This is a genomic window from Citrobacter sp. C5_2 (assembly GCF_014596845.2).
Taxonomy (GTDB): Bacteria; Pseudomonadota; Gammaproteobacteria; order Enterobacterales; family Enterobacteriaceae; genus Citrobacter; species Citrobacter werkmanii.
Window position 1 is genome coordinate 1356872 of the sequence record NZ_CP115032.1, and the last position, 13298, is coordinate 1370169.

General features: G+C 55.3%; 9 protein-coding genes. 5 read left to right on the forward strand and 4 right to left on the reverse strand.

What is annotated here, in order from left to right:
* Positions 1-81 precede the first annotated feature (81 nt).
* The gene (gene hcaR / locus ICA20_RS06640) at positions 82-975 is read left to right on the forward strand and encodes a DNA-binding transcriptional regulator HcaR (RefSeq protein ID WP_038642661.1); all 894 of its coding nucleotides are present in this window, start codon (positions 82-84) and stop codon (positions 973-975) included.
* Between the two features lie 3 nt (positions 976-978).
* On the opposite strand, the gene ICA20_RS06645 is transcribed toward hcaR, so the two are convergent.
* The gene (locus ICA20_RS06645) at positions 979-2172 is read right to left on the reverse strand and encodes an ROK family transcriptional regulator (protein WP_038642660.1); all 1194 of its coding nucleotides are present in this window, start codon (positions 2170-2172) and stop codon (positions 979-981) included.
* Between the two features lie 114 nt (positions 2173-2286).
* Here ICA20_RS06645 and ICA20_RS06650 point away from each other — a divergent pair, with 114 nt between their 5' ends.
* From ICA20_RS06650 to ICA20_RS06665, 4 genes are all read left to right on the forward strand, one after another.
* Complete coding sequence (locus ICA20_RS06650) at positions 2287-5553, forward strand: DUF5107 domain-containing protein (protein ID WP_038642658.1); 3267 nt, start codon at positions 2287-2289, stop codon at positions 5551-5553.
* Between the two features lie 72 nt (positions 5554-5625).
* Positions 5626-7065 (forward strand): sugar porter family MFS transporter, encoded by a 1440-nt coding sequence (locus ICA20_RS06655; RefSeq protein ID WP_038642656.1) that lies wholly within the window; start codon positions 5626-5628, stop codon positions 7063-7065.
* A complete protein-coding gene (locus tag ICA20_RS06660; protein WP_038642654.1) occupies positions 7065-7907 on the forward strand; it encodes an aldose 1-epimerase in 843 nt (280 codons plus the stop codon). Before ICA20_RS06655 ends, ICA20_RS06660 begins: the two co-directional genes overlap by 1 nt.
* A gap of 88 nt (positions 7908-7995) precedes the next feature.
* The gene (locus ICA20_RS06665; RefSeq protein ID WP_038642652.1) at positions 7996-9144 is read left to right on the forward strand and encodes a 3-phenylpropionate MFS transporter; all 1149 of its coding nucleotides are present in this window, start codon (positions 7996-7998) and stop codon (positions 9142-9144) included.
* Here the strand turns inward: ICA20_RS06665 and csiE are convergent.
* From csiE to ICA20_RS06680, 3 genes are all read right to left on the reverse strand, one after another.
* Positions 9139-10416, reverse strand: a complete 1278-nt coding sequence (csiE, locus tag ICA20_RS06670; protein WP_038642650.1) for a stationary phase inducible protein CsiE — start codon at positions 10414-10416, stop codon at positions 9139-9141. The genes ICA20_RS06665 and csiE overlap by 6 nt on opposite strands.
* A 631-nt stretch (positions 10417-11047) precedes the next feature.
* Positions 11048-11647 (reverse strand): SIS domain-containing protein, encoded by a 600-nt coding sequence (locus tag ICA20_RS06675; RefSeq protein ID WP_038642648.1) that lies wholly within the window; start codon positions 11645-11647, stop codon positions 11048-11050.
* Positions 11644-13281 carry an FGGY-family carbohydrate kinase gene (locus ICA20_RS06680; RefSeq protein ID WP_038642646.1) on the reverse strand — a complete coding sequence of 546 codons (1638 nt, stop codon included), beginning with the start codon at positions 13279-13281 and terminating at the stop codon, positions 11644-11646. Before ICA20_RS06680 ends, ICA20_RS06675 begins: the two co-directional genes overlap by 4 nt.
* Positions 13282-13298 lie beyond the last annotated feature (17 nt).

Below are 13298 nucleotides of genomic sequence, written 5' to 3' on the forward strand. Positions count from 1 at the left end.
GATGTTGCTGGTTAGTTATCAATCTGTGAAATAGTAAATTTCTACCAGTTGAGACATTTTTTCGATAACAAGGAGAAGGGCATGGAACTGAGGCACTTACGCTATTTTGTGGCGGTGGCGCAGGCGCTGAATTTCACCCGGGCGGCAGAAAAACTGCATACCTCTCAGCCCTCGTTAAGCAGTCAGATCCGCGATCTGGAGGCCTGTGTGGGGGTTCCCTTGCTGGTGCGGGACAAGCGCAAAGTTGCGTTAACGGCAGCAGGTGAATGTTTTTTACAGGATGCGTTGGTTATCCTCGAGCAGGCGGAAAATGCCAAAGTTCGCGCCCGTAAAACGGTGCAGGAAGATAACCATTTCGCCATCGGCTTTGTCCCTTCCGCAGAGGTAAATCTGTTGCCCAAAGTGCTGCCTTTGTTTCGTTTAAAACAACCGGATACGCATATTGAACTGGTCAGTTTGATCACCACCGAGCAGGAGGAGAAGATCCTGCGCGGAGAGCTGGACGTTGGCTTAATGCGTCATCCGGTTTACAGCCCAGAGCTGGATTATCTGGAGCTGATTCATGAGCCGCTGGTGGTGGTGTTACCGGTGAATCATCCGCTCGCTAATGAGAAAGCGATATCGGCACAGCAACTGCACGGAGTGAATTTTGTCAGTACCGATCCGGCCTATTCCGGCGCGTTAGCGATGATTGTCAAAAACTGGTTTCAGCAGCAAAAAAGCCAGCCCAATATCGTGCAGGTGGCGACCAATATTCTGGTGACCATGAACCTGGTCAGCATGGGGTTGGGGGTGACTTTGATACCCGGTTATATGAATAATTTTAATACCGGGCAGGTGGTTTTTCGCCCTATTGTTGGCGATGTTCCGACCATTGCGCTGCTGATGGCGTGGAAAAAGGGGGCGCTGAAACCGGCGCTGACCGACTTTATCGCCACGGTGCATGAACGTTTAGCCGTGAGCGTTGTGGATTAACGACTACAGCTCGCTAAGCTGCGACTCGACATACAGATAGCCGATGCCCATCAGTTGCTGAGCGCGATTAAGCTTACCGAAACCGATCTGCGTTGCCCGGGCTCGTGGGTTATCGCCATGATCGAACGGATTAAATCCGGTTTGCTGCACCAGCGTATTGAGCCAGCTTTCGCCGAAGGCGCAGCTACGACCATACAGCCAGATTTGATTAATATTTAATATATTTAGAAAATTGTACAGACTCAGGCCAATAGCGCTGGCGGCATGTTCGGCCCACGCCTGAATGCGAACATCTCCGTGCCTCCAGGCATCAATAAGCTGGTCGGTCGTCAGCGTTTGAGGATCATACAGGGATGTCGGTTGCGATTTCATCCACACGCGAGCCTGCTTTTTCAGTGCGCTTAATGACGCCACCGTTTCCAGACACCCATAACGGCCACAGTCGCAGGCAACCCCGTCCGGATCAATTATTGTATGGCCAATCTGACCGCTGCCGTACAAACTGCCCCGCCAGATGTTATCGTTAATGACAAACGATGAACCAATGCCGTAATCAACGTTAATCACACAAAAATCACCGTTAGCCGCCGGATTTTGCCACTTTTCCGCCAGCGCCAGCATCACGCAGTCATTGTCCAGCCGGACCTGCACACCAAGCATCTCCTCAAGCAGGTATTTTATTTCCACCGGTGTTTTCCACGGAGCCTGAGGCATGGTTTTTGATGCGCCGGTAATCGGATCAACCTGGCCGTGCACGCCCAGCGCCAGATTAATCGTAACCTCTGGAAATTGCCGACGGTATTCTCGCCAGTGTGCCGCCAATGCTGTCAGCAGCGCTTTTGGCGTATCAGGATTAATGACCTCATGGCGCCAGTCGCCGACGGCCACCAGACGCGCGTCCGCCAGTTGGCTGGTGATGCTGGTGGGGGTGACGTTGATGCAGAGCGTCCAGGCGCCTGTTTCTGGCAAATGATAACTGCCGCTACTCAAACCGCGCTGGCTTAACGTCTCTCGCGAATGGCCGATTCTCCCTTCATCCATCAGCTCTTCAAGAATATTGCTGACCGCCGGGATCGACAGACTGGTCAGCTGCGCCAACTGCGACTTGCTAAGTTGTTTTTCCCGCCATAGATGCGACAAAAAGATCTGTTTATTTGCCTGACGTACCCTGGCGTTATTGAATCCCGAACGCTGCATACACTTAACTCCCTTTACTATATTGCGTGAGCATTGCGCATTTTAACGCCACTTAACTGCCGCAGAATAGCCTCAGGTTAAATTTTTACTTTTGTTTATTGAGTGGAGAGCGGCATGTACGGTTCAGTTAAAGTCTGGCAGGAAACGATCACCCTCCCAACGTGGACGGTGGGTGAAGAAGACGCTAACCCGATGTTTCTGGAGAAAAGGGTGTATCAGGGATCCTCTGGTGCGGTTTATCCCTACGGCGTGATTGATACCCTGACCGGCAAGCGTGAAATGCGCGACTATCAGGCGGTGTGGATGGAGAATGACTTCATTCGCATCATGCTGCTGCCGGAATTAGGCGGACGTATCCATCGTGCGTATGACAAAGTGCAGCAACGTGATTTCGTCTACTACAACGAAGTGGTGAAACCAGCGTTGGTTGGCCTGCTTGGGCCATGGATCTCTGGCGGCATTGAGTTCAACTGGCCGCAGCATCATCGTCCAACCACCTTTATGCCGGTTGATTTTACGCAACAGCAGGGCGAGCAGGGCGAATATACCGTGTGGATGGGGGAGGTTGAACCCATGCGTGGTTTACAGGTGATGACCGGATTCACACTGTATCCAGATCGCGCGCTGATCGAAATAACCGGGAAGGTGTTTAACGGTAACGCCACGCCGCGCCACTTCCTGTGGTGGGCGAATCCGGCGGTGAAAGGCGGCGACGATCATCAGAGCGTGTTTCCGCCGGATGTAACCGCGGTATTCGACCACGGCAAGCGCGATGTTTCAGCGTTTCCTGTCGCTACTGGCACCTACTACAAAGTGGATTACTCGGCGGGTGTGGATATCTCTCGCTACAAAAACGTACCCGTTCCGACCTCTTATATGGCGGAAAAATCGGATTATGACTTTGTCGGCGCCTGGCACCACGGCGAACGCGGTGGATTACTGCACGTGGCGGACCACCATGTTTCGCCGGGGAAAAAACAGTGGACCTGGGGATATGGCGACTTTGGCGTTGCCTGGGATCGTAATCTCACCGATGACAACGGTCCGTATATCGAACTGATGACCGGGGTCTATACCGATAACCAACCGGATTTCACCTGGCTTGCGCCGTACGAAGAGAAAGTTTTTGTGCAAAACTTCCTGCCCTACAGCGAACTTGGCATGGTGCAAAACGCCAGCACGCAACTGGCGCTTCGTCTGGTGCGTGAGGGAAGCCAACTTTCAGTGGGCGTTTATGCGATAGCGCCGCTACGCGATGTTCAGGTTACGCTTGCGGCACACGGGCAGCCGTTCTTTGAGAATACACTCACCCTTGAGCCGGGGCAGAGCTGGTTAGCCGATGTGTCTGACAATGGCCATGCCCGGGTAACGATGACCGTTACTCGCGCCGATGGCTCTGTGCTGTTGCAGTACGAAGAGCACCTGGCGCAAGAATTACCACTCCCCTCGGCGGCCAGCGCGCCAGCTCAGCCAGAAGCGCTTGCTAATACTGATGAACTCTATTTTATTGGTCAGCATCTGGAGCAGTACAACCACGCCAGCCGCTATGCCGAAGACTATTATCGCCGCGCGCTGGAGGTCGACCCGCTTGATTATCGCAATAATGTGGCTTTGGGGACGCTGGCGCTAAACCGCGCGGACTGGGCATTAGCAGCCCATTGCGCGGGTAAGGCGCTGGAACGGGCGCACAAGCTCAATAAGAATCCGCGTGATGGCGAGGCGAGTATGCTGCTGGCCGCCGCGCAGGAACGCCAGGGCGACGATGAAAGCGCCTGGGATAATTATTATAAGGCGAGCTGGAGCGGCAACTGCCGGGACGCGGCTTTCTGGTCGTTAGCGCGCCTGGCGATGAAACGTCAGGACTATGCCGGCGCGTTGGAAAAAGTCGAGCAGAGCCTGCGTTTTAACGGCAGTAATAACCTGGCGATGGGACTGAAAGCGCTGGCGCTGGCAAAGCTTGATCGCAATGCGCAAGCGCTGGAATACATTCGCCAACAGCTGGTTGATTATCCGCTGAGTTACACCCTGCACTATGCGCGCTGGGCCATTTGCCAGGATGAGGCCACTGCACAGGCGCTAATCTCGATTACCGGGCGGCGCGGTACCAACGCGTGTGAACTGGCTGGCTGGTTGATCGCATTGGGGCAAAAAGACGCTGCCCGTGGCGTGCTGGAACTGCTCGACAGCCAGGAAACGCTACCGATGCTGTGGCGCGCTTCGCTGAGCGACAATCCGCAACCTTTCATCGAACGAGCGCGTAAGTGTCTGCAAAATCGCGTCCGTTTTCCCAATACGCTGGATGAAGTACAGATGCTGCAAACCCTCGAGCAGAGCGCTTTTGCCCGTTATTTGCTCGGCTGTTTCTGGTACAGCAAACGCTGCTATGACGAGGCGGTCTCCTGCTGGCAATTTACCCTTGCGCAGGAGCCGGATTTTGCCCCAGTGCATCGCTTATTGGGTATCTATGCCTGGAACAAACAGCACGATGCACAGCAGGCGATGCAGTATCTGTCGCAGGCCGTAGCACTGGAGCCGCAAAATGCCCGTTTCCTGTTCGAACTCGACTATCTCAAAAAGCTGATGGCGCAACCGGCTGAACAGCGTTTGCAACGACTGGAAGCCAGCAAAGATATTGTCTTCCATCGTGACGATCTGACTGTGGAACTGCTTAGTCTGTGGAATGGATTGGGGCGCTACGACGAGGCCGCGGCAATATTACGTGAGCGTGTATTTCATCCGTGGGAGGGGGGAGAAGGCAAAGCCACTGGGCAATATTTGCTGAATCAGATGCATCGCGCACTGGAGGCCGTTCAGTCGGGCGACCCGCAAACCGCCATCACGCAACTGCAACAGGCGCTGCACTACCCGCAAAACCTTGGAGAGGGGCGCCTGCCTGGGCAAACGGATAATGACATCTGGTATTTGCTGGGTTATTGCGCCCAGCAGCAGGGGCATTTCGAGGAGTCCCGGCGCTATTTCTCCCGTGCCACGCGTGGCGGTAGCTCACTGGATGCCGGACGTTACTACAACGACCAGCCGGTGGACTATCTCTTCTGGCAGGGGATGGCGCAGAGAAAACTCGGCGATGATGCACAGGCGGACGCTCTGTTCAACAGCTTCCTGCAATGGGTTGAGTCGCATCGCGACAACGTCCCGGATGTCGATTTCTTTGCCGTATCGCTGCCCGATCTGGTGGTGCTGGATACCTCAGCACAAGCAAAACACCAGCAACACTGCCTGTTTATCAATGCGCTTGGGCATCTGGGGCTGGGAAATAGTTCTGCTTGCCAGCGCGATCTTGATGAGCTTCTGCAACTCAATCCGGCGCATGACAAGGCGTTACTGCTGCGTCACGCCATTAACGTAAAGCTGTTCCAGTAATACCCGAAACGGGTGGGGGCAACCTCACCCGAAACCTTCTGTCCCCTGCGTTTCCCTGAAAGAGGAATCATAATGAATAACGCGCAGACACATTTAAAGATTGGTTATGTCTGGACTATCTGCTTGGTTGCCGCCTGCGGTGGTTTACTGTTTGGCTATGACTGGGTGGTGATCGGCGGGGCAAAGCCCTTCTATGAAGCTTATTTTTCGATTACCGATCCGGCGCAATCTGGCTGGGCGATGAGCTCGGCGCTGGTTGGTTGTATCTTTGGTGCGCTGATTTCCGGCTGGTGCGCCGATAAGTTTGGCCGAAAGATGCCGCTGATTCTCTCGGCAATCCTTTTTAGCGCTTCAGCCTGGGGAACAGCAGTTGCCAGCAATTTTGACATGTTTGTTGTCTATCGCATCGTTGGCGGCGTGGGGATTGGTCTGGCATCCGCGCTAAGCCCGCTGTATATCGCTGAGGTCAGCCCGGCGGAAAAGCGTGGTCGCTTTGTTGCCGTTAACCAACTCACCATCGTCATTGGCGTCCTGGCGGCGCAGCTTATCAACCTGATGATTGCCGAACCTGTCGCTACAGGCGCTACGCAGCAGGCGATTGTGGAAAGCTGGAACGGTCAGACGGGCTGGCGCTGGATGTTTGGCGCTGAATTAGTGCCCGCGGTAATTTTCCTGGTGCTGATGTTCTTTGTCCCTGAATCGCCGCGCTGGTTGGTGAAGGCAGGAAAAGCCGAACGTGCGCGCACCATGCTGCAGCGCATTGGTTCGGCGGAATATGCCGGGCAAACGCTGAAAGAGATTGAACATACGCTACAAAAAGATAACCACAAGGTCGCGTGGTCATCACTGTTACAACCGCAGATCAAACCGATAGTGATTATTGGCATGGTGCTGGCAGTGTTCCAGCAGTGGTGTGGGATCAACGTTATTTTCAACTATGCGCAGGAGATATTTGCTTCTGCCGGATTCGACATCAACGGCACGTTAAAATCGATCGTAGCGACCGGGATCATCAATCTGGTCTTTACCCTTGCCGCTCTGCCGCTGGTGGACAAAATTGGGCGTCGTAAACTGATGCTGTTTGGTGCATCAGGGCTGACGGTTATCTACGTACTCATTGCCGGGGCATACGGGTTGGGCATTCTGGGCTGGCCGGTTTTGGTACTGGTGCTGGCGGCGATCGCCATTTACGCCCTGACGCTGGCCCCGGTAACCTGGGTGCTGCTGTCCGAAATTTTCCCCAACCGTGTTCGCGGGTTAGCGATGTCGCTCGGCACGCTGGCGTTGTGGATTGCCTGCTTCCTGCTGACCTATACCTTCCCACTGCTGAATGCGAGTCTGGGCGCATCGGGAAGCTTCCTGCTCTACGGTGTGATTTGCGCGATGGGCTTTATCTATATTGTGCGTAATGTGCCGGAAACCAAAGGCGTGACGCTGGAAGCGCTGGAGGAACAGCTGGCGGCGCAGCATACGAAAGTTGGCGCATCAAGCCAACAACGAAGCGCCCGCTAATGAATTCTCTGCTGATGCTTCAAAACGCACATCTACGGATGTGCGTAGATCCGCAGGGCGGTTCGCTATTGAGTCTGGTTTCGTTACAACATCAACGGGCAATATTACGTGAAGGTCATGGTCAGCAGCCCGGTGATTGCGGCCTGTTCCCGATGCTGCCGGTGGCAAACCGGGTGGCGGGCAACCGTTTTATGCTACGTGGGGAAGAGGTTGTGCTACCGCACCATGAGGCGGATGAACACTTCTTCCTGCACGGTGACGGCTGGCTGCAGCGCTGGCGGGTTATCACCGCGACACCAGGCGGTTGTTTGCTACAGTTGCGCAGTTGGCATCCCTGTGGCTACGACTATACGGCGCAGATTAGCTACCAACTGGAAGCGTCGAGCCTGCATGCTTCATTGACACTCACCCATTGCGGGGAACGACCGATGATCTATGGCTGCGGGTTCCATCCGTTTTTCGCCTTTGATACGTACAGTACGGCCCAGTTCACCGCCAGCGGCTACTGGCCGGAGGGGGAACAGCATCTGCCACTGGACTGGCAAAGTAATATTCCATCCGCAGCGGATTTTATGCATGCGCAATACGGTGAAGATGCCTGGTTGAATGTGGGTTATTCTGGCTGGAGCGGGCGGGCCGTTATTCAGCGCGATGTGATGAAAGTCACGATTTTAGCGCAAACTGCGTGGCTGATGCTGTTCAGAATGTCGGGTGAACCATTCCTGTGCCTGGAGCCGCAGACGCATCCGGTGAATGCCCACCACATGCAGGGGCAGCCGGGATTGCAGGTTTTAGCGCAGGGAGAACGCTGTCATTTTGCGATGCAAATTTGCGTCGAATAGGGCGAAAATCATGTTATCTGCCTGTTAATGGTCTCTTGCGCCAGCCAGAGTTTATCGCCAGACTACCGTCTCCAAACGGGAGGGATTCATGGCTTTGCATTCCACGCGCTGGCTGGCGCTCGGTTATTTCACCTATTTCTTTAGCTACGGTATTTTTCTGCCTTTCTGGAGCGTCTGGCTCGAAGGGTTGGGGCTGACGCCGGAAACCATTGGTTTACTGCTGGGCGCGGGGCTGATTGCCCGTTTTCTCGGTAGCTTGCTGATTGCGCCGCGCGTGAGCGATCCCTCTCGTCTGATTACCGCTTTACGTATTCTGGCTCTGTTGACGTTGGTGTTTGCGCTGGCCTTCTGGGCGGGGACCAACGTGGCGTGGCTGATGGTGGTGATGGTCGGATTTAACCTGTTTTTCTCACCGTTGGTGCCGCTGACTGACGCGCTGGCTAACACCTGGCAAAAACAGATAACCATGGATTACGGGCGGGTTCGACTGTGGGGATCCGTGGCCTTTGTGATTGGCTCTGCGCTGACCGGTAAGCTGGTGAGCCTGTTTGACTATCGGGTGATCCTTATTCTGCTGTCGCTTGGCGTCGCCTCAATGCTGCTGGGCATGATGATTCGTCCGAGCGTGCAGCCAGCTGGTGAAAACCGTCAGCAGGAGAGTGCGGGATGGCCCGCATGGCGCGCGTTAATAACGCAAAGCTGGCGTTTTCTTGCCTGCGTGAGTCTGCTGCAGGGCGCGCATGCCGCCTATTACGGTTTTAGCGCCATTTACTGGCAGTCTGCTGGTTATTCCGCTTCGGCGGTGGGCTATTTATGGTCATTGGGCGTGGTGGCGGAAGTCATTATCTTCGCGCTCAGCCACAAGCTGTTCCGCCGCTTTAGCGCCCGCGATCTGCTGTTGCTTTCCGCCGTTTGCGGCGTGGCGCGTTGGGGGCTGATGGGCTGGAGCACCGAACTACCGTGGCTGATTGTGGTGCAGATCCTGCACTGCGGTACCTTCACCGTCTGCCACCTGGCGGCAATGCGCTATATCGCGGCGCGACAGGGCAGCGAAGTGATTCGTTTACAGGCGGTCTATTCCGCGATAGCGATGGGCGGCAGTATCGCCATCATGACCGTTTTCGCTGGCTACCTGTACCAAAACCTGGGCAGCGGCGTATTCTGGGTGATGGCGCTGGTGGCGCTACCGGCTATCGTGCTGCGCCCGAAAGTGGTGGCGCAGCCTGCGACGTTATGATTCGAGGATTTTGCGGATCTGCTGCTGCTGGTGAGACGTCAGCGCCAGATCCGCATGAATCAACGGCGGTGAAAACAGCGGCAGCGGCGTAGTGTACGGTGTGACGATCAGCGTTACGCCGCGCGGCGCGCCCTCTTTTTGAAAGTCCTGCATTGGCATGTGTTTTACGTTGAGCGGCAGGAGCGTCAGTTCGCGTAGCTGCTGTTCAATATGCGCTTCGAGTTGTTCATTACTGCCGGTCAGCAGGATAATCTGCTTTTCGTGCAAATCCTTCTCCTGCATCAGCCAGGCACCGAAAATCACCGCTACCAGACCGATCTCTTCTTCTGAAAATTGCACTTCGTATTCCGCTTCGAATCCGTGTATCGCCTCGCGGGTGGTGCGAACCAGCCGGGGATAAAGTCGGCTGAACTCCTCCGGCAGCGTGTTATCAATACCAATGGCAAACAAACTGCGGTTTAGGGCCTGGGCAAGGTGGATATACAACTGGTCGTTCAGCCCTTGTTCATCGCTGAAGCGAACGTTGCCATACTCGCGAAAACGCAGCACCAGCCGCGCGATAGCCAGACGCAAACGGCGATCCTGCTGGTGGTTATCGCGGATGGGATCGGGGATGCGAATCATTGAGAACAGCAATGCCATAAACAGCGATTCGCCCGGCGGCGCACTTTGCATGACGTGACGTTGCCAGTGACGGGCAATCTCCTCAGCCAGAGCGTACTCCGCGCAGGATTGCGCCCAGCGCTGCTGGAGCGGATTAAACTCCGGGGTGATCCCCGCGTGATGTTGCAGCAGGCAGTATTGTAAAAACAGCCGCAGGAACTGGATATCACGGCACTCAAAGGGTTTTTGCAAGCGTCGGGAGCAGAGGTTAATCAGCGCATGCAGATTGGTGTCATCATACAACGTGCGCGCTATGCCCTGCTGTTTAAGCGCCATTTTCAATGTGGGTGTGAAATGTTGCGTGATAAACGTCGGGCAGATCCGCAGGCCACGGCGCAGCCAATGCAACAGGCACAGCCGCTGGTTCAGCGGGGCGCCTTCGATCGTATAGCCGCCATTCTGGGCGGAAGTAATGGCGAGCCGATGATAGCGCTGGATTTCGAGCCCCGCGCCAATGATATCCTCCTGAACGGTGGCATCATCGACGCCATTGAGACTGCTGAAGGTCTGCGCGGTAGCAATCTGCCCCGGCAGAAAAAGCGTCAGCAGTACCTGGCAACGGCGTTGGGGAGCGGAAAGTACAGATGGCGGGGCGAGCGTTGACATCATCTGTAGAATCTCCCGTGAGTATGTTTGATAAGAATAGTTAAAGTTTGCGCATAGATTTGCGGAATGGAAAGCTTTACGCCAGGAATGCTGGGGAGCGTCACAGAATTTTTAACGTGCGGAACAGATAGCGGTAGTGAAACGCAGCGCGTTAATCCACTTTTTCACGGTTTTATCTTTTGTTGAGATATAAAAAAATCGGCATTTTGCGCAATGACGTTATGTTAACGCTTCAGCATCAACATAGGTTGGCGGAGTATAATGAATATGCTTTTTTAGAGAAAGGTTCCGTTCACCTCATGTTCATCGCTTCTCTGTACACTGAACGCCAGTGAACGTGTTAAGGGTGCTATCGCCGCACCCTTAACAATCCCGGCTCCCGGCGGGAAAATTGCCGCTCCGCGGTTCCCTCCGCTTATTCCTCCAGGCTACCGGGCCGGGCGCGATGTAACGTCCCTGTAAAGCGCGCCCTGAGCCAGCATCCATGCTGGCTCTCCCGGCCTTACGGAAACACGTCGGCAATTTTCAGCCGGACCAGCCACGCCTGACCATCTGTATTTTTATTTGAACATGTTTAACTGACTGCCATTACACCAGCGGATGGTTGGGGCAGGTTAAAGAACGCTGTCTGGCGTTACTGCCCACGGCTCAGCGTTAATCCCACATCGCCGCCGGGATGCACCGCCAGCAGCGTCTCCTTTGAGTAGCCACTTTCACTCATCAGACAGGCGCAGGCGGCGTCAAAGATAGCCAGTACCAGCAGAATTGAGGTCGTCGCCAGCATGTTCAGCGGGTCGGCCTCACGCTGTACGCCGGTGGAAATCACCAGCCTCGAGGCTTTAGCGATGGCCGAATTGGCGTTTTCCGTCACGCTCAGGATCGGCACATTTCTCGCCGTCAGCCCAGGCAGCAGCCGGGTAAGTTCATCCGAATTGCCACCGCGCGACAGCATAATAACCAGGTCGTCGGCGCGTAAAAAACCCAGATCGCCGTGCGCCGCATCGGTGGCATTGAGATAAATCGCCGGGCGCTCCACGCAGGCGAGCATATGCGCGACTTTACGCGCCGCAATGCCGGAGGTGCCGACGCCGGTAACGACGATTTTCCCCTGGCATCCGCGCAGTTCCGCCATCAGCGACTGCCAGACCGACTCAGTCAGATGCTGTCCCAGTCCCGCAAGGGCATCGCTGTAGATCTGGAATACGCCGGTGGCTTGAGACCATGAGTTACTCATGCCTCCTCCTGCATCAACTGGCGATATTTCATATGATCCTGATACATCTCGTGGAATACCCGATATTTGCGATCGTAGTACTGCTTAATACGGTTGGTTTGCGGGGTGACCGTTTTACCAATCCGGCTCATCGCCGACATCGCTTCCGGGAAGGAGTCAAAAACGCCTGCGGCGATGGTTCCCATCATGGCGCCGCCCAGCAGCATGGCTTCACTCTCTTCCGGCAATAGCATCGCGCAGCCAGTGGCGTTGGCATGCTCCTGAACGAAGATCGGGTTTTTCGTGCCGCCGCCGCTGGCCATAATCGTATCGATGGTGTAGCCGCTTTGATTCATCGTTTCAATAATATGCCGGGTACCGAGGGCAATGGCCTGGATGGTCGCCAGATACTGTCGCGCCATATCTTCCGGCGTGCGCGACAGCTTAAGTCCGGTGATTGCACCCGTAAGCGTTGGGTTGGCGCGCGGCGAGCGGTTGCCGTGGAAATAGGGCAGGATATGCATATCGCGGGTCAGGAAGGCGATATCTTCCGGCTCACCGGCCATTTTACGCAGCAACGCATTCAGCACTTCATAAATGGTCTGCCCTTGGGACTTAGCCTGCGCCAGTAGGGTGTCGTAGCACGGATGCGACTGAATTACGTGGTCGATTAACGCCCCCGTAGCCGACTGCCCGCCTTCGTTGAGCCAGTATTCCGGCAGTACGGCAGAGTAGTAAGGCCCCCAGACGCCGCCGATAAAACGCGGCTCTTTAGAAATCGCCATGTGTCCGGTGGAGGTGCCGCCAATCAGGGCGATACGACGGTCGAAATCCGGCACCTCGCCAGAAACGCCGCTGGCGCCGAGCGTGCCGAGCGTACCGGCGTGGGCATCAATAATTGATACGCTGACCGCGGTGCCGGGGATGAGTCCCATTTCGCTGGCGGCGCGCGCTGACAGCCCATGACCGAGCGGTTCGCCCATGGTTTTCACGTAGCGGCCAATTTTGGCGGCATCGTGCTCCAGCAAATCTTCCAACCCAATCTGGCGGAAATAGCTGGCATCCCATTTATCTTCATGACCCATATAGGTCCATTTACACACCGTCGAGCACAATGAGCGCGTGTCATCGCCCGTTGCCCGCCAGGTGAGGAAATCAGGCAGGTCAAAGTAGTAACCGGCGTTAGCCCAGGTATTGGGCATATGCTGCTTCAGCCACAGCAGTTTTGGCGTTTGCATTTCCGGGGAGATAATACCGCCCACATAGTCCAGCACCCGATGATGCAGGGCGTTAATGCGATCGGCCTGGGTAATGGCGCGATGGTCCATCCACACAATAATGTTCTGTTCACTACGCCCGGAAGGGCTGATGGTGAGTGGATTACCTTCTTTATCCAGCACCACCAATGAACAAGTGGCGTCGAAGCCCAGACCTTTTACCTGGATAGGATTGATATCCGACTGGTTAATCGCATCGCGTACCGCGTTACACACAGCCTGCCAGATGTTATCGGAAGACTGCTCAACAAAATCGGCCTGCGGACGGTAAATCTCGATGGCCCGGCTGGCCTGACCGACCATTCTGCCATTGAGATCAAACACGCCAGCGCGGGCGCTTCCGGTTCCGACATCCACACCAATAAAGTAACTTGCCATAATTTTTTCTCCTGAAA